This window comes from Alloprevotella sp. (assembly GCF_057240785.1).
Map to the genome: position 1 here is coordinate 14,718 of NZ_DBHHRH010000017.1, position 22,107 is coordinate 36,824.

Sequence of the window (22,107 nt, forward strand, 5' to 3'; positions counted from 1 at the left end):
ATAAGATACTGACTGCTTTGAAAGTTCTACTGCCGAACACATTTTGAGTTGCTTTATTTTGCAATAATGCTAATGGCAAAGCCGCCACCACTGGCTGCGCGAAGTGTCAGTTTCGTTTTGTTAGTAATGGTCTTCTTTGTGATGGTATAAGCCGCAGGATTTTTGTCCCAACTGGCATTTTTAGCATCACAATAAATAGTGGCTTCATATTTCTTACCAGGTACGAGGAAAGAGAAGTCGAGGTTGGACGTGTGGCCGTTGTCGCCAGCTGTGCAACCTACAAACCAATTTTCAGAGCCCTTGGCCTTGCGGGCAATCGTGATGTAGTCACCCGGTTCTGCCTCAAGATAGCGGCTTTCATCCCAATCCACAGCCACATCTTTGATGAATTGGAAAGCATCCATGTGGGCTTGATAGTGTTCGGGTACATCAGCAGCCATTTGGAGCGGACTGTACATCGCTACATACAGTGCCAACTGTCGAGCCAGCGTAGAGCGGCAATAGCTATGATTGGTTGGATTCAATTTGGAACAATCCATTTCGAAGATACCTGGTGTATAGTCCATCGGGCCACCAATCAAGCGAGTGAAAGGCAGGATGGTTGTATGATTTACAGAATTTCCCCCCATCGCTTCATACTCCGTACCACGGGCACTCTCGTTGCCTATGAGATTGGGATAAGTACGGCAAAGCCCTGTGGGGCGCGTAGCCTCGTGGGCATTTACCATAATGCGATAGTCTGCTGCTTTCTTGAGGGCATAGAGGTAGTGGTTGTTCATCCATTGCCCGTAGTGGTGTTCGCCACGCGGGAGGATATTGCCCACATAACCACTCTTGACGGAGTGATAACCATTGTCCACCATAAATTGATAAGCGGTGTCGATATAGCGCTCATAGTTGCGTGCAGAAGCACTTGTTTCGTGGTGCATAATCATTTCCACCCCGCGAGCTTTGGCGTATTCGTGGATAGCTTTCACGTCGAAATCGGGATACGGCGTAACGAAGTCGAAGACGTGATCTTTTTCGTGGCCGTACCAGTCCTCCCAACCTTCATTCCAACCCTCAACAAGGAGTCCTTGGAAACCATTGGCCGCCGCAAAGTCGATGTAACGTTTCACATTGGCCGTATTGGCTGCATGACGACCATTGGGGCGTGCTTTTGCATAGTCGGTCTCACCAATTTTCACTGAAGGAAAATCATCGGTATAAGCCCATGAGCTTTTGCCAGTAATCATCTCCCACCAAACACCCATATATTTAATAGGGTGTATCCAACTAGTGTCTTCCAGCTTGCAAGGCTCATTTAGGTTCAGCGTCATGCGAGAAGCCAATATATCAGTAGCCTTTTCGCCCACAATGATTGTGCGCCAAGGCGATGTGCAAGGCGCTTGCAAGTAGCCCTTGTCTCCGCGGGCATCAGGAGTGAGCCAACTCTCAAAAGTCATTGTCTTATCGTCGAGGTTGAGGTGCATCGTGGAATAGTTGATGCAGGCTGCCTCATGAAGGTTGATATAAAGTCCGTCGGCTGTTTTGAGCTGGAGAGCTGTCTGAACTGCTGTAGGACCAATAGGTGTCTGAGAGGAGTTGGGCGTAATAGCCTCGCGCATCTTCGCGCGAATCTCGCTCAACTTTGAAACAACGGTTTCGTATTCTTGCGTATCGTAGTCGCCAGGAATCCAAAAGGCGGTATGGTCTCCGGTCATGGCAAACTGCGAATGTTCTTCTTTCACCACGAAATAGGTCAGATTCTTCTGCTCGGGAAACTCATAACGGAAACCAAGACCATCGTCGAACAAGCGAAAGCGCAAAACAATGAAACGATCATTCTTGGGCTGATTGAGCGTCACCTCCAACTCATTGTAATGATTGCGTATGGAAGATTCCTCTCCCCATACGGGTTTCCATGTTTCATCAAAGGTGGAAGTGCGCGTACTAACGATACTGAAACCTGTCATAAGGTCGGCCTTGCGGATAACCTCTTCGGAAGGCTTGTTCACCATAACGCCGAAATCCGTAGAGTTGTTTGGATCTTCCTGCTTTAGTTCTAAACCAAGCTTGGAGGGTTTCACCACAGTTTTTCCCTTAAAGGTCAAATCATAAGTGGGACGCCCTGAAGCGTCGAGCGAGAAGTTCATCACAAACTTACCATTCGGCGAAATGAGTTGTTGGGCTTGCAATGGCAAAAGGGCCAGAGCGATAAGTGACAGAATCAGGAATGTACGTTTCATAAAATTCTATTTTTGCGTAATTCTATAAGCAGTTAAGGAAACAGGCGTTCTAAACTTTCCACTACTTTAATTGGTGCAAAGATATAATGAAAAAACATTCATTAACATGGAGAAATATTTATTCGAAACTTTTGTGAAGTCTATAAAAACATTATTTTATTCATTTTCTGACAGTTAGCTATCTTTGTCGGGGCTTATTTTATAAGTCAATTTATCAAGCAGAGTTTGCAATTAAGCCTTAAAAACAATAAAAACAAAGATAATATCACAAGTTTTTTGCAACTTTTCCGTGAATATCATAAAGAAAAAAATGAATTCTATTATCAAACTCCCTCATGCAGCATTGATATGCTCAAATAGCATTATCAAGATATAAAGCTTTCTCGCTTTCATAGCGTAAGAAAAGAATGAATGCTTCAGAGAAAGAAAGGGAATCTACAATAAGTATCGAACGGCTTGTGATTACAATAAGACTGTCAGCCGATAGCCTTATTGTGTCAGCTGGCAGCCTTATTGTAGCAAAAAATACAATAAGGAAAAGTACAGCCCTTACAAAGAAGTAGAAAAACAAACGAGGTCGCGCCTCTTCACAGAGACACGACCCACTGAGCGTAAAATTACCTATTACTGATTACATCAAATACACAAAAACTGCTATCTAAAGAGATCTCACCTATTTTGTATAGGTGAAAAATCTAATATCATTTCGTCGCGGCCGTCCAGATGGACTATTCCATCGAGCCTGACTTCCTTTTCATGCACCAAATCATAAGCCGACTTTGCTGGAAGTACCTGACTGAAAGGCGTAAGGTCTACCTCGCGTGGTTCATCCATACCATTGATGAGCACCGTTACTACCTGCCCATTGTGGATACGACTATAAACGTACACTCCATCGCGAGGGGGAAAATGAATAAGCTTTCCCTGCCCTATTGCCTCGCTCGTTTTCCGCCATTGCAGCAAGCGGCGCGTGAAATCATAATATTTCTGTTCGAGCGGAGTGCGCTTGGCAGCATCGAAAACTCTTATGGGGAAATCTTGGCGCAGTGTGCCATCGCCTTTCGACTTGTTGCCCGACATGGCTAACTCCGTACCATAGTAGATTTGGGGAATACCGCGCAATGTGAGCAAAAGTGTGAGTGCTTGACGGTAACGCTTGAAGTTCTGTGCTTTTTCGGGGGTAGAATTGAAACGATCCGTATCGTGATTTTCGAGGAATATCAATAGGTGCATGGGGTCTGCAAACACAATATCCTGTGTGAGATAGTCGTAGATACGAGCCATGCCGCTATCCCATACGTTGGTCTCTTGGTCGCACACTTGGTTGAGCAGCGCCATCAAAGGAAAGTCCATCACAGTGGGCAATTCGGAATTGTCGCTCCCTACCAGTTTACTATCTTTCTGCCAGTAAGAGACGCCTACATTATTGTTGATCCACGTTTCACCAACGATGTTAAACCCTGGATACTGAGCATCGATTTCCTTACACCAGCGCGCCATGGCTTGGCGGTCAGCATAAGGGTACGTGTCCTGACGAATTCCATCAATACCTGCATATTCTATCCAAAAGATGCTATTCTGGATGAGATATTTCATAACATCGGGATTCCGCTGATTTAAGTCGGGCATGGATTCCACAAACCAGCCATCTTGCGCCAAAGCCATATCAGACTGCGAAACGTGGGGATCACTCACGGAAGCCGTGCGATAAGTGGTTTGAACATAGCGAGAATTGTTATTAAACCAGCTATCGTCGGGGCGATCTGTAAAAAGGAAGTTCTTAGAGCCACAGTGGTTGAAAACCATATCCTGCATCACTTTCAACCCCTTATTGTGGGCAGCTGCCACTAAATCACGATATTCCTCATTCGAACCATAGCGCGGATCTATCTGGTAATAGTCGGTGATGGCATAACCGTGGTAAGAGAAATTCGGCATATCATTTATGAGCAGTGGGGTTATCCAAAGCATCGTTACGCCTAAATCGGAAAAATAATCGAGATGCTGCCGAATACCCGCAATGTCGCCACCGTGGCGAGCATCAGGATTTTGAGGATTACAATCTTGCTCTCGTAGCCCTTTGACTACATTGTTGCGCGGATTACCATCACAGAAACGATCTGGCATCAACAAATAAACAACATCATGGGCATCCCACGTTTGGTGGGATTGCGCTGTGCGTTGCTTGAGTTCGTAAGGCACTTTCGTGGTCTTACCGTTCTGCTTGAGTTCTATAGTAAATTTCTGAGGTGCAGCCGTTGCCGTATTGACATATAATATAAGGTAGTTGGCGTTCTCGGGACGAACAACACGATTTATCGTTATATCCTTCGAAGTCAGCGAAACTTCACTACTTCCTATCTGGTTTCCATGCAGCAGTATCTGCAGTTCGGGATTCTTCATGCCTGCCCACCAAAAACTGGGTTGCACTTTATCCAATACTGTTGCACAAATTCCTGCTATCGGAAAAACAGCACAGCAAATAGCACTCAATATGTAGCGTATTGTTTTCATCATTTTCTCCAACGCGTGTTTTCGTACTTTGCAAAGATATATCTTTTCATGAGCCTCAACAAGGTAATAAAAATTAAATATAAGTCATAATTTATATTATCCAATTATAAATCAGCACAATACATTTTATATCTATTCCTTTTTTAGGAAGTCATTTAGGAAAGAAAGATACTTCTATTTGGTTCTTTTCTGAAAATTTCATACTTTTGAAACCCTTAAAGATACTCTTAAAAAATGAAATCTCTATTCCTCTCTTTCTGCCTCATAATACTTTGTATTGCTCCGGGATGGAGCAATACCGATTATAGTAATGAAACCAAAGAAATTTTCAAACAATTAGATAAGGTCATAGCACAGAAAGAACTCTACCAGCAGTCGCTCGAAAAAAAGGCTACAGCATGGAAACGACAACTCCAACATGCCAGTGGCTACAAACGTATCAATATATGCAAACGATTGGTGGAAGATTTCTACCTGCATACACAAACCGACTCTGCCAACAAGTACGTTGATCAAATTGCCCATTCCATCGAGGCAAAAACCGATACTAAGCTGCAAAATTACGTTTGCATGCAACGCGCCAACATCTTTGCTACAACAGGCATGTATCACGAAGCTCTGGAAACTCTTTCTCACTGTAATCGTCAAGCTTTCAACCGTAACGACCTGTTGGCCTATTATCATTTGCTACGAACAATCTACGGGTGGATGGAGGACTATACGTCCAACACTTTTATTGCACAAAAACTTCGCTTGATAAAAGTTAGCTATCGCGACTCTATTCTGGAGCTCGAACCCAAGGGGCTTGGTCGCAATATCGTCATGGCCGACAAGGCTATTGATGAAGGCAACGCTCGATTAGCTTTAGAATATTGCACTCCAAATCTGAATGGGAAAAGCAAAGATAAAGCTTATTCTTACTATAACTTAGCCGAATACTATCGCTTGATTGGCAACAAAGATAAAGAGGCTTACTATTTGGCAAAAACGGCCATTATTGATTTAGAGTCTGGCGTAACAGAATATATCGCCTTACCCAAACTGGCGGAATTGCTCTTCAAAAACGGGAATATCGAACGGGCTTACAACTATCTACTTTGCTCCATTGAAGACGCCAACTACTGCAAAGCACGCTTGCGCGCCATTGAAGCAACAAATATATTCCCCATTATCGAAAAAGCTTACAAAGAAATGAATCATCGCCGACGACTGACGGAATATGCCCTTTTCATTGGTCTGTCCTTGCTGACTCTCTTGCTGGCCTATGTTATCTATTCCTTACGGAAACAAATGCGAAAAAATGCGGAAACTCGCCGTCAATTGGCCGAAACAAACCAACAACTCAAAAAGGCCAATGAAGCCGTGCAGGAAACAAACAAACACTTACTCTTAACTGATAAAGTGAAAGAGGAGTATATAGCACGCTATCTGAGTCGTTGTCATGATTATATCGACAAACTTGATTTATATCGTCGCGACTTACTCAGAGTTGCCAAGAACGGACAAAAGGAAGATTTGCTCAAACTCTTGAAATCAGAGACCATTGTTGCTGAAGAACAGAAAAACTTCTATGCTGATTTCGACAATGCTTTTCTCACTCTTTTTCCCCATTTCATCGAGAATTTCAACAACCTCCTCGAACCTGAAGCACGCATCGTCCCAAAGAAAAATGAACAATTAAATACCGAACTACGTATCTTTGCTCTCATCCGTTTGGGGGTGACAGAAAGCACGCGCATTGCTCATTTTCTCAACTATTCGCTCGCCACGATCTATAACTATCGCAGCAAATACCGTAACAAAGCTCTGTGCGAGAAGAACGAATTTGAGAAACGAATAGAGGAACTTTAATGCTTAAAGAACGAGAGGTAGCAACTAAACAAGAAAGCTTTTTTCTCCCGAATCAATTGAAGAAATTAAACTTACACAAGGAGCAAAGAGCCTAATACCCAAAGCCCCAATAATGGTAAATCAAAGAATGCAGAACTTTGTTAGTATGAAGGTCGTACTGACTCTTGGCTGAAGGATTGAGTAAATCAGAAACATTACGGCGCGCACTCATCCACGTTTCCACACGTCTCTTCATCGTGGATATTGTATGGGAATTATTGAGCCTTTTCAGGTCAGACACGCTATAAGAGGAGAGATCAGAATCCTTTAGCATTTTCGCCGTAACATACGGACGACTTAGTGACATATAATAATAAAGAGAGTCTACAGACATTCCTTCATCCGCTTTCACAACCTCTTTGTCTGAGGTCGTAAACGTAAGAAGGTCTTCCGTCAAACAAGCCATACGAATGTAACTAAGGTTCTGAAATAGGTCTGCACTAAGGACTATAGAAATCGTTCCGTAACCATTTTCTATAATATTAATATCCATCGCGATTTTATCAAACGTGCGTAGCGAAGCCAGAAGTGTTTTCCAGATTTGATCTTCTCTCAACAATGCCTGCTGAAGTTGTACGGAGTTCTTACCAGAACTATCTGCCAAAACTTTCAATCCTTTTTGGGGAGCAAGCAATTTCCGAGATAAGTAGGTCGACTTGCGATCTTGTTCTTTCGCCCTATCATAAAGCCAATTAGCCATACCAGCCGTCGAGCTTTCCGGACACTCTACCGTATCTTTATAGACAGGCCCTAACTTCTCAAGAAATTGTTTATCAATCGTCATTGTTTCCTCTGCAATACTATCTTCGGGAACATCATCACAACAACTCAGTTCTACCCCCGAACGCACGCCCCCACTAAGATTAGCAGAGAAAGCCAAATTGCTACTGAAAGCCAACCAAGCCAATACACAAAACATCTTCTTCATAATCCTTAATATTTCTAACGCTTTTATTTTTTTCTCTCTTGAGGCAAAGATAACATTAAGTCTTCCAACACACCTATTCTTCCCACAAAAAGCTGCTTCCATGGCATAAGAAAATTGCACAAACGAATTTATCCCTATCTGATATTTAGAAATTAAAAGCTTTGGTTATTGGCAGATTTACGTACTGTGAGGGGGAAAGACATTATCTTTGCAGAAAACAAAAGATTTAGGTGAATGGTTGTAAGGAATGTATTTGAGCCAGAATCGGCAGCAGATTTTTGGCAGCAAATGGTGGCAGCTTATGAATTGGAAGATGCTCAACAAATGTATCTCGAATTTGGCAAGATTTTTGGCCATTTTCTGCACCAACACACGGCGCGGAGCACGGTGAAATTGGTAGGAGCGTTCGCACAAACCGATTTTCTTCTGCACGAACACGAGGTGCAACCATCGCTGTGCAAAGCTGTCAACGAAGCACGCATACGTTTCCGGAAAGCAGGCAGCGGGGAGTTCAGCGTGGAAATACTTCGCGAAAACGCACCTTACGATTTCAAAGCCATTTGCTTATTTATTGAGCAGGTGGAAGGGACACCTGTACCACCCGAAGTGGAAAGACTCTTTCCTACCAACCGCCCACAACGCACGCTGAAAGTGCCCGAAGCTGAATACCTGCGCGTACTGGTCAGCAAGGTGGACAACGACAACATCTACGGGCAGATAGAAGCAGAGCCCTTGGAGGTCGTTATCTGCTATTCCCACGGCAACACCGTTTACAACTTCGATTGGACTTATCTGCGGCAGCAACTCCACGGCGGCTCGCAAATCAACATCATTCGCCCTCGCCTGTACGATGGTATCTTGTATCCCGAACTCATCATTGTAGAACCTGATTATCTGGTGGATATTTCTGCCATCGCGGCCTGCTTTGAAAATTATGCCCACTCGCCACTCATCTATCTGCTCAATAAGATTCGCGCAACGGAACCTACAGAAGCTATCTTGCTCGGTAACTTGGCGGGGCAGTTGCTCGATGAAGAAGTCCACAGTGAGGGAGAAGGACAACCATACGCCGAAAGCGTGCAGCAATTCTTCAAAGGCAACGCTCTCAACCTCCTTGCTGCCAATGTATCGCCTGAATTCCATGAGAACGCTATCAAGCAGAAGCGCAACATCCATAAGGCTATCAAAAACGATATGCCGCAACAGCTGAAGGAGTATCAGCAGCGCAACGTGATGCTTGAGCCGTCTTTCTTCTCCGAAATGCTCGGTTTACAAGGACGTATGGACTTCCTGCAACTCGATCAAAAGGTGCTCATCGAACAGAAGTCGGGCAAAGGCGGTTGGCCGCAACCCGACCCCAACACACCTGTTCACCAGGAGAAACACTATGTGCAAATGTTGCTCTACATGGCTCTACTGCGTTACAACTACCGTGAGCAATACGACCGCAACAACCACCATCTCAGTGCATTCCTCCTCTACTCTCGCTACCCTAACAGTTTGTTGGGAATGAGCTTTGCGCCTCAGCTTCTCTTTGAGGCTCTGAAAATCAGAAACGGCATAGCGTGCAACGAACTGCACTTTGCTGAAGGCGGATTTGAGTTGCTCGACACGCTAACGCCCGAACGACTCAACGAACGCAAGACACACGGCACGCTCTGGGAACGCTACCAGCGTCCACAGATTGAAGCCTTGCTTCGCCCTATCCACAACGCCTCGCCGCTGGAGCGGATGTACTATTTCCGTTTCCTCACCTTCATCGCAAACGAGCACGTGCTCTCGAAGTTTGGCAACCGCACAAAAGAGAACTCCGGATTTGCCTCAGCCTGGCACGCCTCGCTCAACGAGAAGCGCCAAGCGGGCAACATCTACGATCGTCTCCAACTGCTCTCCCCTTCCGTCAACGATTCTCCGCGTCCCGTCACACGCCTTGTACTGGGTTTTAGCGAACAGGCCGATAATGATATGTCGAACTTCCGCTTAAACGATGTCGTAGTGCTCTATCCTTACACGCCGGGACAGGAACCCGACCTGCGCCGCACTATGGTATTCCGCTGTTCCATTGAGCAAGTGACAGCCAACCGCATTACGCTCGTTTTGCGCGCCCCACAAACGGATGCTAACGTCTTTCTCCGCGATGCCGACAAGCATTGGGCCATTGAGCACGACTTCATAGAATCGTCCTATAGTTCTCTCTATCGCGGGATGCACGCCTTCCTTTCTGCGCCACAAGAGCGGCGCGATTTACTCCTCTTGCAGCGCGATCCCGCCGTCGACTCCTCGCTGCAACTCTGCGGCGACTATGGAAAATTCAATGAATTGGCTTTGCGCGTGAAGCAGGCACAGGATTTTTTCCTCATTATTGGCCCGCCAGGAACGGGCAAGACTTCTTTCGGACTCATGACGACGCTCCACGAAGCATTGCTCACGCCTGATGCTTCCATATTGCTCTTGTCGTACACGAACCGCGCGGTGGATGAGATTTGCAGCAAACTCGTGGAGGAAAAGCTCGACTTCATCCGTATCGGTAACGAACTGTCCTGCCCGGAGATTTATTGCCCTTATCTCCTTTCTTCCGCCGTGAGCGAATGCTCCCGACTGGCGCAGGTGAAGGAGCGCATCATGAGTGGGCGTATCTTTGTAGGCACTACCACCGCGCTCAACACGAGTATTTCCCTCTTCCGCCTAAAGAGCTTTGATTTGGCCATTGTCGACGAGGCTTCACAGATTCTCGAGCCTCATCTGATGGGGCTTCTCTCGGCTGTGAAAGACAACGCCCCCGCCATACGGAAATTTGTATTCATAGGCGATCATAAGCAGTTGCCGGCTGTGGTGCAACAGCATTCGGATGAATCGCGCGTGCAAGAAGCTGCTCTCAACGACATCCTACTGACCGACTGCCGCCTCTCGCTCTTCGAACGACTCCTCAAGTGCTATCGTAAACGTCCCGAGGTGGTCTTTATGCTGAAACGTCAAGGCCGAATGCATCACGATATTGCCGATTTCCCCAACCGTGCTTTCTACGCTGGACAATTAACTGAGGTGCCTTTAGAGCATCAGCAACAACCGCTACCTGAAGCTGCGCCACACGCCGATTTCTTCAAAAACATTCTTACCACGCAGCGTCTGGCATTTATTGCTGCACCTCAACCGCCAAAGTCGCCTTCCGACAAAGTAAATCAAACAGAAGCCGATTTGATTGCGGAAGCGGTGGTTAAAATCTATGAGCTGACGGGTAGCAACTTCGATGTGGCACACACCGTAGGCATCATAGTGCCCTACCGCAACCAGATTGTCACCATCCGGAATACCCTCGACCGTTACGGCATCCCTGCATTGCACGACATCACTATCGACACCGTGGAACGCTACCAAGGAAGTCAGCGCGACTATATCCTCTACGGTTTCACCATCCAGCAATACTACCAGCTGAACTTCCTCACCGACACCGTGTTTGAGGAGGATGGCGCACTGATTGATCGAAAACTGAACGTAGCCATGACGCGTGCTCGAGAACACCTCCTGCTCTTCGGCAACCCCGACTTGCTCTCCGCCGTTCCCACTTTCAAAGAACTGCTGGAATACACACAAGCGCGCGGTGCATATTTCAAACCATCGGCAGATCTAAGCGATTATAAAAATATATACTCCATATAATTTGCTTCTTTAGGAAACACTCGGTATTTTTGCAAAAACAACCGACCTAATATATGTTAATAGAAGGCGAAGAAAAGAAGATAGTCCATATTCTTGGAAACGATATTGAAAAGGCCAAACCTGGCACGCTTTTCTTTAATAATAGCTTCCCTGAATATAACGATGAATATGTGGGCAAAGTCTTGTCGGATTTTGTCCGCCAGGGAATACTACACAGATTATCTCGTGGCATATATCTAAAAGCGAAAGAAACTAAATTTGGCATTATTTATCCTACCACTGAGGATATTGCTATAGCAATTGCAGAAAGAGATAATGCAGAAATTCTCCCTACTGGCAGCACAGCTCTAAATATGTTGGGATTGTCGGAGCAAGTTACAATGACTCCTGTTTTTCTCACCAGTGGATCTGCAAGAAAAATCAAATGTGGCAATAGAACTATAACTTTCAAAAGAGGAGTTCCCAAAAACTTTGCACTAAAAGGAAAGATGACACGTCTCTTAGTACAAGCGATGAAAGCCATTGGCGAACGAAACTATAATGAAGAGTGGGAAAGAGCAATCAATGTGATATTGAATAAATACCCTGAGAAAGCCACCATGCCTGATGATCTAAAAGTCATGCCTACATGGATAAAAAAGAATATAATAAAAACCCTAAGCAAGAACACTCATGAGCCACTGGCAAAACCATAGCATTGATGAGCAAATAGCAATGATACAATCTGTCGCCCAGGAACAGAATATTGAGGATAATGCAGTGGAGAAAGACTGGTGGGTGACGGTCATTCTCAAAGCCTTGTTCAATACTTCGTGTGGGAGATGGCTTCTTTTCAAAGGTGGAACCTCTTTGAGTAAAGGGTGGAATCTTATTAACCGGTTCAGTGAAGACATTGACATTTCTATTGATAGAACTTTCTTTGAGGATGTTCTTAATCTACCATTTGCAACGTGCAAGAACAACAATCAAGTAAAGAAATTAAGAAAAGCTTCACGGGATTATATTCATGGAACACTATCTGCAGAGCTTGATACTGCGCTTCACAAAATGGGAATTAAGGGATTTTCTATAGAAAATGAAACAACCATAGGAAATCCTCCAAAACCCATTGATCATGATAGTGACCCTACAGTAATCTTTGTTAATTACAAAAGCATTCTACCATCCAGTATGAGACTCATTGATGCAAGAGTTAAAATAGAACTTAGTTGTCTCTCTTTGTCTGAGCCTCATGAACAATGTAAAATAAAATCTCTCATCTTCGATAAATTTCCAGAAGAGGATGACGAAATAATCTCATCAATCAAAACCGTAGCACCATCAAGAACATTCTTGGAAAAAGCACTACTTCTCAGTGAGGAACTTCAAAAGGAAAAACCAAGATCCTTACGTATGTCCCGACATCTCTATGATTTAGATAGGTTGATGGATACAGAATTTACTCAGAAGTCATTGAACGATGGAGAGCTTTACAAGGCCATAGTAGAACATCGTCGCCGTTTCTATCATTTGGGATATGTCGACTATGACAAAGATTATCCCACAAGTATTGATTTTATTCCCAAAAACGAAGTACTGAAAGCCTATCGATTGGATTATGAAACAAATATGGTGGACGGCTATATTTACGGAGAAGCAAAGTCTTTCGAAGACCTAATGAAAAGGATGGATGAATTACTCCAGAAATTCAGACAGGTTATCATTCATTAGTGAAAAACTTATTAACTTTGCTGCTGCAAAATGCATTTTAGGGGTGCCCAGACCGTTTGGTCGGCTGAGAATATACCCTTACGAACTGAACCGGACAATTCCGGCGTAGTCAAAAATCAAAAAAACCTCTATGATTAAGACTTACTTATTGGGCGGTGTCATGCTGATGGCCGTCCCCTCTCTCGAAGCGCAAACCGCTTCTGACTCTACGCGCTATTATCTCGAAGCTGCACAAGTCGTGGGCACTCGCGCATCGAGCAGAACACCTATGGCGTTCACCAACCTCTCCAAGAAAGCGCTCAGTGGTATCAATTTCGGACAGGACATTCCGTTCTTACTGAGCTTAACTCCCAGCGTAACAATGAGCAGCGATGCCGGAACGGGCATTGGCTATACTTACCTGCGCATTCGTGGTACTGACCCCACGCGCATCAATGTGACAGCCAACGGCATTCCTTTGAACGATGCTGAATCTAATAATCTCTATTGGGTGAATATGGGCGATTTCGCCTCAACGCTCGGCTCTATCCAGGTGCAACGCGGCGTGGGTACATCCACTAACGGTTCGGGAGCTTTCGGTGCTTCGGTAAATATGCAAACAGAAGCCGTTAATGATAATCCTTTCTTACAAGTGGACGGCTCTGCCGGTTCTTTCGGTACGCACAAAGAGAGCGTGCTCTTCGGCACAGGAATGCTGCGTGAGCATTGGGCTTTTAACGGTCGACTTTCCAATATCGGTTCTGACGGTTACATTCGCCGCGCGTCCTCTCGCCTTAATTCTTACTTCTTCCAAGGAGGCTATTTTGCGGATAGAACCGTGGTGAAATTCATTACCTTCAATGGCACGGAGCGCACGGGCCACGCCTGGGACTACGCCACAAAGAGCCAGATGGAAAGTTTGGGGAGGAGATACAACCCCTGCGGGAAATACAAAGATGCGGATGGCAAGACGGCTTTCTACAAAAATCAGGTGGACAACTATCACCAACAGCACTACCAGCTCATCTGGAACCAGGATCTGACGGAAATGCTCAATCTCAACCTTGCCCTACACTATACGCACGGTAGTGGCTACTATGAACAATACAAAACGAACCGCAAACTGGTGGAATATGGGTTGCAACCTTTTATGCAGGACTTGGTGGACAAGAACGGGGTGGTAACACCTACGCTCATGAAGAAGCAAGACCTCATTCGCCGCAAATACTCCTCGGCCGACTTCTACGGAACGGTTTTCTCCCTCAACTACGAGAACAAGAACGGATTGGAAGCCACGTTAGGTGGAGGCTGGAACAAATACGATGGCTTGCACTATGGACATGTGCTCTGGGTGCGCAACTATCTCGGTGCGCTCAATCCGGAACAGCCTTACTATAAAAATTACGCCCACAAGCAGGATATGAACATTTATGGGCGTGTGAACTACAACTTCTGGCGTGGCCTCTCCGCGTATGCCGATTTGCAGTATCGTTATGTTGACTACAAAATGTATGGACCCAGCGATCAGCACAATGGTTCAGCTTTTGTGCCCTACAATGTGCGTGCAAACTTCAGCTTCTTCAATCCAAAAGCTGGTATGCTCTGGCAGGTCAATCCTCACCATGCTGTCTACGCTTCCTATGCTATGGCGCACAAAGAACCTACACGCAACGACTACGAACAGGCCATTTGGAGCAAATACACACCGAAGAGCGAACGACTCAACGATTTCGAACTGGGCTACCGCTTCCAGAGCCGTAACTTCAGTGCAGCTGCCAATCTCTACTATATGCTCTACAAGGATCAATTCGTGCTAACGGGCGAACAAGACCAAAACGGCGAGAAAGTGGCGCGTAATGTGGGCAACAGCTACCGCCGCGGATTGGAACTGCAAGCTGCTTGGACACCGACGAGCTTCCTGCGCTGGGATGCCAACTTAACGTGGAGCCACAACCGCATCAAGGACTACAAGGTGGTGCTTGACGACACGGGCGAAACATTCAATTTGGGGAACACGCCCATTAGTTTCTCACCTAATCTCATCTTCAACAACACGTTCTCGGCCAACTGGGCAGGATTCCGCGCTAGTTTGCAGAGCCAGTTTGTGGGAGAGCAGTACATGACAAATACTGGCTTCAGAACCTTTGATGCGGGCAACAAAGATGGCGACCTAACCATTGACAAATACTTCGTTTCGAACTTTGATTTAACTTATACTTTCTCAAAGATTCGCTTTGCCAAATCGCTCGCCATCGGCCTAACGGTGTACAACATCTTCAATGAGAAATATGAGAGTAACGGTTCGGCCAGCACGCAAGTGAAGAGCGACGGCCAAGGCGGAGCTATGGCCTATCAGGATGCAAAATGGAACAGCTATAGCGCGTATAGCGCGCAAGCTCCAGCCAACTTCCTCGTGCATTTGAGTATCAGATTTTAAGCAATAAAACTTTTACGGCTCTCTCCTTGCGCAGGAGAGAGCCGTAAACTTACATATATGGATATATTCTTACTTCTCGACATTGTCGGCACGTGTATCGGACTGATCTATTTGTGGCTCGAATACAACGCCAAGCGGTCGTTATGGATTGTGAGCATGATTATGCCCGCCATCGACATTTTTCTGTACTACGAAAAAGGCTTGTATGCGGATTTCGGAATGGCGATCTATTATTTGCTGATAGCCATCTACGGATGGATCGTTTGGAACTTTGGACAAACAAAGCAGCAACCAGCCATGAATCAGAAAAAGGCATACCGCCCCATCGTCAAGACTCCCACATGGCAAATACCGCTCCTCACAATCGCCTTTGCGGGGATTTGGGCACTGCTTTATTTCGTTCTCACAAAGACCAACTCTACCGTCCCCGTTCTCGACAGTATGGCCAACGCGCTCTCCATTGTTGCCATGTGGATGCTGGCACGCAAATACATAGAACAGTGGCTCGTGTGGTTCGTGGTAGATGCTATCCTCTGCGGTCTGTATATCTACAAAGGAGTTCCCTTCCACGGCATACTCTATGGCTTCTACACCATCGTAGCTATATTAGGCTATCAAAAGTGGCAAAGGATGCTGAAACTTTGAAGCCTCTCATGAGACTCCGCCAAAAGCGCAGAAAGCGATGTGCTTACCTCTTTACTCCTTGCTTGTAGTAGGATCTTCTAACAAAGGTTTTACGCTTGCTTCCTCAGAATCTTTGCAAACAGATAGACGAAGAAGATAGAGGCGATGAAGAGACCGACGGGGAGGCCAAGGAATACGCCTTGTATGCCCCAATCAAACCAGAAGCCCATAACATAGCCTGCTGGAAGGCCAATGAGCAGATAGCTCACACCTGCCACCCCCATCATGGCCATAACGTTTCCTGTGCCACGAAGGGCGTTGGCGTAGCAAATCTGCATGGCGTCGCCCAACTGATAAACCATGAGCGGGACGAGTAGGCTCATAGCCGCCACGGTCACCTTGGCATCGGGCGTAAAGAAATGGACGAGCGGCTCGGTGAAGAAGAAAAACACAAAGTTTGCTACCACAACAAGTCCCAACAAGATGTTGCGCCCTGCTCGAGTCGCCATGCGCAACTGGAGCCAGTCGCCAGTGCCATGGAACGTGGCAATGCGGATGGACATGCCTGCTGCAAAACTGTAGTAGAAAAGGAAGCCGAGTGTGCTGATGGTGATGATAACCTGATAAGCTGCAAGAGGGATTTCGCCGAGCCAACCGGCCATGAAAGCACTACCTGTGAATGCAAAAGTCTCCATTCCCATCTGCAACGATACAGGCAGCGAAATGGCGTTGATACTCTTGAGTTCCTTGAAGAGTATGCGCTGCGCGCGGTAGCCTTTTCGATAAATGGCATAGCGCTTGGCATAGATAATCACCCCCGCCAGAGCCACGGCCATGTATATACGAGAAATCAGCGTTGATGCACCCGCACCAAGAAGTCCCCATTCTGGGAATGGGCCCACGCCAAAGATGAGCAACCAGTTGCCGAGAATGTTTAGGAGGTTACCACTCACCAGAATCCACATTCCTGCTTTCGTGTCCGTCGTACCGTCAGTGAATTGGCGCAACGTGTTGAAAATAATCACGAAGAGCATCGAAAAGAGAATGATAAGGTAGTAAGGGTGAATGAGCGGTAGCAACTCAGTTGGTTGCCCCATGCGATCGAGGAAGAAATAAAGAACTCCCATGATGCCCACCAACAAACCGCCATAGATACAGTTTGCCACAAGGGCGTTTTTCAGCGTAGCACCGGCTTCGTGCAGTTTCTGCTGTCCGTAGAGCGAACTGATGAGCGGTGTGAGGCCGTAAGAATAGCCCATGATGAGGAAAGTGATGAGATTGAAAAAGCTATTGACGAATGAAGCTGCAGCCAATGACGGAGTGTTGTAGTGTCCCACCATCATAGTGTCTGCAAAACTAAGAATGATAACGCCAATTTGGCCAACGGCTATAGGAATGCCGAGTTTGAGTGTTTGAATGTAATGAGATTTCAAAAGAATAAAATTAAATTAGTCCTTCAGATAAGTTTTTACAATCGTTTCAAGCAGCAGAGACATTATCTCCGTTATTGCCGCAAGAAGCCCAAGACTCTCGCCTTGGGCTTTCTATATAAATAAGATTCGATAGTTATCGAGAGGTTGCAACACTGAAGTTGCGCACAGTGCTTCCGTTGAAACCGATGCTAAAGATGGCTTCTTGAGATTTCAACTTGCGCGGAGCAGTGATAATAGCGCGATACCGTACACCACCCCCTGGTTCTATGTTCATAATAGTGGCAGGAGCCGAGATGCGCACTCGCTTATTGTTGCAAATGATTTGTGGCGTGATGTTGTAGAGCATCTTATCCGTCTGGTTATAGATTTCCATCACCAAAGTGCCCGTTTCGCCAGCATTCAAAGTTTGGTTGTTATTGGCATCATAGAACTGAATATTTCTCACCTCCACGCCATTATTCATCTTGGAGCGATTTTCGGAAGGATATACGTCTGCATCATAATGGTTGTCATCGCGCTTGGAATAAGAGCCATCGTCGCTACGGCGAGAATCTTTAGGTGCAGTGGCTGCTGCCCCAGCAGCACCACCACCAATGATACCTACCACCGTGCCTATATCCGCACCGCGAGGCCCTCCCAGGATACCACCGATAGCAGAACCCAGCATACCGCCCAGACTGGCGCCGTTCATTGCACCCCCAAACTGGCTCGAAGCACAGCTGCTCAGCATCAAGACAGATGCTAAGGTAACAACAAGAAACTTCTTCATACTGATGTTACTTTACAATGATAACCAAGTATTTAGTTACGCTCCAGAAGCGGTCGGGGTCGGTGATACGCAGCGTATACTGCTTATTAGCATCGCGATCCAGGCGATAAGTTCCGGCGGGGTGATTGGTCAGGATTTTAGCACTCTTGGAGTAGAGCGGAATCACTTTCTTCACGCGGTAGTCAACTTTGGCAAAGTAGTCACGGTTGAAATCATTAGATTTCAGCACATCGCCGTCCTGCAAAATCTTCTGAGCTTTGAGCTCCTTTTTCGTACCAAATACGTAGTAGACAGTGTGCGCCACCTTGTCTTGTTCAGCAATCTGATTAGCCTGTGCCTCATTGTCTTGCGAGAGGCTGCTGACGTTTTGGTTCAGTGTGCTGATTTGCTTATCCTGCTCTTGAATCTTGATGTTCTTAGCGTTGAGTTCTGCACGAAGTTCATCGAGCTGTGTCTGCTTCTCTTGGAGTTGTTTCTGGAAGTCGGCCACCATTTGCTCCAAGGTGCTCTTCATCTTTGTATTGCTGGATTTGCTGGTGCGCAATTGTTCTTGCAAGTTCTTGATGAGCTCGCGGTTGAGATTCATTTTCTTCTGAATCAGAGCCATATTGCTGAGAATGGCTTGACGGTCGGAACTCTCGCCCTTAGCACTCTGCGTGGTAATGATCTCCTCGGCTTCATTGATAGCCGTGAATCCATCGCGAATTTGCTCAACAGTACCCATCAAATCATTGGTTTCATTCTGAGCTTGTGCTAAAGCATTCTCAAGCGAATCGATACGTTGAGCCGAAGTGTCCACTTGAGCGTCTTCTTTCTGCTTCTTCGTGTCACAGCTCCACAACATAACGGTGAGAGCAGCCAAAAGGCATATAGCAATCTTTTTCATATTTTCCGTTTTCTTTATGGGAGCAAAACTCCCGCGTTAATAATTATGAGACGAAGCCCGAGCGTTTTTGTTACGCTTCATCTTCCTTCTCTTTTCTCTTTGAACGCTTTGGAGCGTTGTAGCCTTCAACGATGATGACAAACTCTCCGCGCGGTTCTGTTTCCTCGAAATGTGTCAGGACCTCCGCCAGAGTGCCTCGCACGCTTTCTTCGTGGATTTTTGAAATCTCTCTGCAAGCGGAACAACGACGTTCGGCACCGAAGGTTTCAACAAACTGCCCCAATGTCTTTACCACGCGGTAGGGCGATTCATAGAAAATCATGGTGCGCGGCTCTTCTGCCAATTCCTTCAAGCGCGTTTGTCGCCCTTTCTTCTGCGGCAAAAATCCCTCAAAGGTGAATCGCTCACACGGAAGTCCGGAAGCTACGAGAGCTGGAACAAAGGCCGTTGGACCAGGCAAGCATTGCACGGTCGCCCCTTTCTCCACACAGGCTCTGACAAGCATGAACCCAGGATCGGAAATACCTGGTGTACCTGCATCCGTCACCAATGCCATATTTTCACCTGCAGCGATGCGCGCCGCAAAGGCCTCAGCGGTTTGGTGTTCGTTGAACTTGTGATGGGCACAGAGTCGGGTGTGTATGTCAAAATGTTTGAGCAACATTCCGCTGGTGCGAGTGTCTTCTGCCAACACGAGGTCCACCTCCTTGAGGAGCCGCAGGGCGCGCAGCGTGATGTCTTCTAAATTTCCAACCGGAGTCGGGATGAGATACAACATTCTTATTGTGCTTAACTTCTGTAGTATTCTGTTTATTAGAACCCTCAGAACATTTTACCACGCAAATGTATAGAAAATGACTTAATTTGACAAACAAAATAAATGGTCTTTGCGCTTTTTGAGATAAATTCTCTAATTTTGGCACCAACAACAGAGATATTTAGGAATTGTTGACAAGAATTGTTGACAAACATATTTCATTTCAGACTATGTATAAAGAGATAAATTTCGATCGTTTCGTACGCGGATTACTTGTTGTGGTAGGCATCGTTGCTGTCTATTTTATTCTCAGTTATCTGAGTGCGGTACTCATTCCTTTCTTTGTGGCGTGGGTTTTTGCCTATATGCTCTATCCCATTGTCATTTTTTTCGAAAAGAAATGTCACCTCAAGAGTCGCATTCTCTGCATCTTCCTCACACTTCTTCTTGTGGGAGGCGTTGTCACAGCTATCGGCCTCATCATTGTGCCGCCTTTTGTGGACGAGGTGAGCAACTTCAAAGAGATTGCAATACAATATATCACCAACGAGAGTCGCCATGCTGATTCGTTACCCAACACAATACAGCATTTTGTGCGGCAGCACGCAGAGGAAATCCAATTAGAAAATCTCCTCAAGCAGAAAGACATCCAATCGGCCATAAAAAATGCGCTACCCAAGGCGTGGGATTTTCTTTGGTCTACGGCAAGTGTAGTGATTAGCATATTGTCCTCACTTATCGGCATTCTCTATTTCTTCTTTCTTCTTCTTGATTACGAGAAATATGCCAATGGATGGATCAATTTCATACCCAAAGGTAAGCGTATCATTGCAGCGCAAATCGTGGGCGATATCGAACACGGCATGAATGGCTACTTCCGCGGTCAAGCTCTTGTGGCGTTATCAAATTGCGTTATGTTTTCGGTAGGCTTCGTAATTATAGGCTTCCCCATGCCCATTGCCTTGGGTTGCTTCATCGGGCTGATTAGCTTTGTGCCCTACCTACAAGTGGTGGGGATTGTGCCTGCCTTGATTTTGGCACTCCTACGTTGTGCCGACACAGGGCAGAATTTCTGGTTGCTTATCGGTGGAGTAGCTTTGGTTTATATCGTCGTTCAAGTGCTGCAAGACACTATCGTTACCCCCCATGTCATGGGAAAGATAATGGGACTCTCCCCCGCCATCATTCTTCTCTCGCTCACCGTGTGGGGATACATGCTCGGCATCATAGGTCTTATCATCGCTTTGCCCCTCACAACACTGGCCATCTCCTACTATCACCGCTACATTATAGGAGATATAGAAAAGCCCTCCGATGAAACTGAAGAAATAATAGCTGAAAACTCGCTTTCCACAGACGCAGAGAGCAAATAAGAGTTTTTTTCAGTTCAAAACACAAAAAAATGCAGAAAAGTTTGGTTGTATCAAAAACATGCCTTACTTTTGCACTCGCTTAACGGCACTTAGGTCGATCCGCTAGCTCAGCTGGTAGAGCACAACACTTTTAATGTTGGGGTCTTGGGTTCGAACCCCAAGCGGATCACAGAAACGATAATAAGGGGATTTTTCGTGAATCCCCTTATTTCGTTTGATACACAGGCACTTGTGTTCCAACTCGTTGGTTTAGAGGATTTTATATCAATGTTAAATCCTATGCCCAACGGGATGTATCGGGAAGGAAAAAGACCCATCGGGAACCATTTGCGCTACAAAATCTCGTAGTTCTCACTCCTTTTTCCGAAAAAGTCCCAAGGTCATATTAAAATTCTTTAAAATGACAAAGGAAAAAGTGTCTGTCATCTTCGACAGAAGAAAGAATGTTGAGAAGAGTGGATTTGGCTATGTTGAGATCCAAATCTATTTGAGCCGCGACGAACGTAAGTACATCGCCTTGGGAAGATGTGCGAAAGATGAGGTGGAAGCCTTCCTCTCCCAGCCTCCGGTGAAAGATGAAATCAAGCGTTGTCACGACTGTATTGCGGCCATGTCTCTGTTCAAGGACAACATGACTATCGACAACTTTGATATATACAATCAAGGTATCAAGGACGGGAATGGTATTCAGGAGTGCAGGAAGAGCAACCTGAAGACTGACTTTATCGCCTACATGAAAGAATATATAGAGAAGGAGATTGTCAGTGAGGGAACTCGTAAACAGAAGATGTGTTCACTGGAGGCGGTCAAGCGTTTTGGGAAGATAAAGACCTTTGCCGACCTTACGTCGAAAAACTTAGTGTTGTTGGTAATGTCTGAAAAAGTGTGTAAGATTCTCCTTGTCCTTTCCCCCATGCTTGGG

General features: G+C 45.9%; 14 protein-coding genes, 1 tRNA gene, 1 pseudogene and 1 riboswitch. Of the genes and pseudogenes, 9 read left to right on the top strand and 7 right to left on the bottom strand.

Annotation, left to right across the window (positions count from 1 at the left end; genetic code table 11):
- Positions 1-53: 53 nt before the first annotated feature.
- A complete protein-coding gene (locus ACO4R2_RS04620) occupies positions 54-2,228 on the bottom strand; it encodes a glycoside hydrolase family 97 protein (RefSeq protein ID WP_484769365.1) in 2,175 nt (724 codons plus the stop codon).
- Positions 2,229-2,897: 669 nt separating this feature from the next.
- The gene (locus ACO4R2_RS04625; RefSeq protein ID WP_484769375.1) at positions 2,898-4,742 is read right to left on the bottom strand and encodes a glycoside hydrolase family 13 protein; all 1,845 of its coding nucleotides are present in this window, start codon (positions 4,740-4,742) and stop codon (positions 2,898-2,900) included.
- 234 nt (positions 4,743-4,976) lie between these two features.
- On the opposite strand from ACO4R2_RS04625, the gene ACO4R2_RS04630 reads away from it, so the two are divergent.
- Positions 4,977-6,593, top strand: coding sequence for a DUF6377 domain-containing protein (locus tag ACO4R2_RS04630; protein ID WP_484769366.1), 1,617 nt, complete (start codon positions 4,977-4,979; stop codon positions 6,591-6,593).
- A gap of 91 nt (positions 6,594-6,684) precedes the next feature.
- Here ACO4R2_RS04630 and ACO4R2_RS04635 read toward each other — a convergent pair whose 3' ends face one another.
- Positions 6,685-7,560 (bottom strand): hypothetical protein, encoded by an 876-nt coding sequence (locus tag ACO4R2_RS04635; protein ID WP_484769367.1) that lies wholly within the window; start codon positions 7,558-7,560, stop codon positions 6,685-6,687.
- A 234-nt stretch (positions 7,561-7,794) separates the two neighbouring features.
- Between ACO4R2_RS04635 and ACO4R2_RS04640 the strand changes: the two genes are divergently transcribed.
- The 5 genes from ACO4R2_RS04640 (at position 7,795) to pnuC (ending at position 15,988) form a co-directional block, all read left to right on the top strand.
- Positions 7,795-11,217 (top strand): AAA domain-containing protein, encoded by a 3,423-nt coding sequence (locus ACO4R2_RS04640; protein WP_484769368.1) that lies wholly within the window; start codon positions 7,795-7,797, stop codon positions 11,215-11,217.
- Between the two features lie 53 nt (positions 11,218-11,270).
- The gene (locus ACO4R2_RS04645; protein WP_347720082.1) at positions 11,271-11,912 is read left to right on the top strand and encodes a DUF6088 family protein; all 642 of its coding nucleotides are present in this window, start codon (positions 11,271-11,273) and stop codon (positions 11,910-11,912) included.
- Positions 11,890-12,927, top strand: coding sequence for a nucleotidyl transferase AbiEii/AbiGii toxin family protein (locus tag ACO4R2_RS04650; protein WP_484769369.1), 1,038 nt, complete (start codon positions 11,890-11,892; stop codon positions 12,925-12,927). The genes ACO4R2_RS04645 and ACO4R2_RS04650 overlap by 23 nt, the downstream gene beginning before the upstream one ends.
- Before the next feature lie 29 nt (positions 12,928-12,956).
- Positions 12,957-13,056, top strand: a riboswitch (TPP riboswitch).
- Between the two features lies 1 nt (position 13,057).
- Entirely contained in the window at positions 13,058-15,343 is a 2,286-nt protein-coding gene (locus tag ACO4R2_RS04655; protein ID WP_484769370.1) for a TonB-dependent receptor, read from the top strand.
- A 57-nt stretch (positions 15,344-15,400) separates the two neighbouring features.
- Positions 15,401-15,988 (top strand): nicotinamide riboside transporter PnuC, encoded by a 588-nt coding sequence (gene pnuC / locus ACO4R2_RS04660; protein ID WP_484769371.1) that lies wholly within the window; start codon positions 15,401-15,403, stop codon positions 15,986-15,988.
- Between the two features lie 89 nt (positions 15,989-16,077).
- Here the strand turns inward: pnuC and ACO4R2_RS04665 are convergent, their stop codons facing one another.
- The 4 genes from ACO4R2_RS04665 to rsmI form a co-directional block, all read right to left on the bottom strand.
- A complete protein-coding gene (locus ACO4R2_RS04665) occupies positions 16,078-17,400 on the bottom strand; it encodes an MATE family efflux transporter (RefSeq protein ID WP_484769372.1) in 1,323 nt (440 codons plus the stop codon).
- Between the two features lie 133 nt (positions 17,401-17,533).
- Complete coding sequence (locus tag ACO4R2_RS04670; RefSeq protein ID WP_484769373.1) at positions 17,534-18,169, bottom strand: hypothetical protein; 636 nt, start codon at positions 18,167-18,169, stop codon at positions 17,534-17,536.
- A gap of 7 nt (positions 18,170-18,176) precedes the next feature.
- On the bottom strand, positions 18,177-19,055 hold the full coding sequence (locus ACO4R2_RS04675; RefSeq protein ID WP_315090115.1) for a Cbp1 family collagen-binding glycoprotein adhesin: 879 nt from the start codon (positions 19,053-19,055) through the stop codon (positions 18,177-18,179).
- A gap of 70 nt (positions 19,056-19,125) precedes the next feature.
- Entirely contained in the window at positions 19,126-19,833 is a 708-nt protein-coding gene (gene rsmI, locus ACO4R2_RS04680; RefSeq protein ID WP_315090117.1) for a 16S rRNA (cytidine(1402)-2'-O)-methyltransferase, read from the bottom strand.
- A gap of 209 nt (positions 19,834-20,042) precedes the next feature.
- Between rsmI and ACO4R2_RS04685 the strand changes: the two genes are divergently transcribed.
- The 3 genes and pseudogenes from ACO4R2_RS04685 to ACO4R2_RS04695 all read left to right on the top strand — a co-directional run.
- Positions 20,043-21,185 carry an AI-2E family transporter gene (locus tag ACO4R2_RS04685; protein WP_484769374.1) on the top strand — a complete coding sequence of 381 codons (1,143 nt, stop codon included), beginning with the start codon at positions 20,043-20,045 and terminating at the stop codon, positions 21,183-21,185.
- A 96-nt stretch (positions 21,186-21,281) separates the two neighbouring features.
- Positions 21,282-21,354 (top strand) — tRNA-Lys (locus tag ACO4R2_RS04690).
- Between the two features lie 231 nt (positions 21,355-21,585).
- Positions 21,586-22,107 (top strand): annotated as a pseudogene (locus tag ACO4R2_RS04695) (hypothetical protein); the annotation flags it as partial.

Coding starts and splice junctions, on each gene's coding strand:
- ACO4R2_RS04620 (WP_484769365.1), bottom strand. CDS start 2,228: ATGAAACGTACATTCCTGATTCTGTCACTTATCGCTCTGGCCCTTTTG.
- ACO4R2_RS04645 (WP_347720082.1), top strand. CDS start 11,271: ATGTTAATAGAAGGCGAAGAAAAGAAGATAGTCCATATTCTTGGAAAC.
- pnuC (WP_484769371.1), top strand. CDS start 15,401: ATGGATATATTCTTACTTCTCGACATTGTCGGCACGTGTATCGGACTG.
- ACO4R2_RS04670 (WP_484769373.1), bottom strand. CDS start 18,169: ATGAAGAAGTTTCTTGTTGTTACCTTAGCATCTGTCTTGATGCTGAGC.
- ACO4R2_RS04640 (WP_484769368.1), top strand. CDS start 7,795: ATGGTTGTAAGGAATGTATTTGAGCCAGAATCGGCAGCAGATTTTTGG.
- ACO4R2_RS04635 (WP_484769367.1), bottom strand. CDS start 7,560: ATGAAGAAGATGTTTTGTGTATTGGCTTGGTTGGCTTTCAGTAGCAAT.
- rsmI (WP_315090117.1), bottom strand. CDS start 19,833: ATGTTGTATCTCATCCCGACTCCGGTTGGAAATTTAGAAGACATCACG.
- ACO4R2_RS04655 (WP_484769370.1), top strand. CDS start 13,058: ATGATTAAGACTTACTTATTGGGCGGTGTCATGCTGATGGCCGTCCCC.
- ACO4R2_RS04650 (WP_484769369.1), top strand. CDS start 11,890: ATGAGCCACTGGCAAAACCATAGCATTGATGAGCAAATAGCAATGATA.
- ACO4R2_RS04625 (WP_484769375.1), bottom strand. CDS start 4,742: ATGAAAACAATACGCTACATATTGAGTGCTATTTGCTGTGCTGTTTTT.
- ACO4R2_RS04685 (WP_484769374.1), top strand. CDS start 20,043: ATGTATAAAGAGATAAATTTCGATCGTTTCGTACGCGGATTACTTGTT.
- ACO4R2_RS04675 (WP_315090115.1), bottom strand. CDS start 19,055: ATGAAAAAGATTGCTATATGCCTTTTGGCTGCTCTCACCGTTATGTTG.
- ACO4R2_RS04630 (WP_484769366.1), top strand. CDS start 4,977: ATGAAATCTCTATTCCTCTCTTTCTGCCTCATAATACTTTGTATTGCT.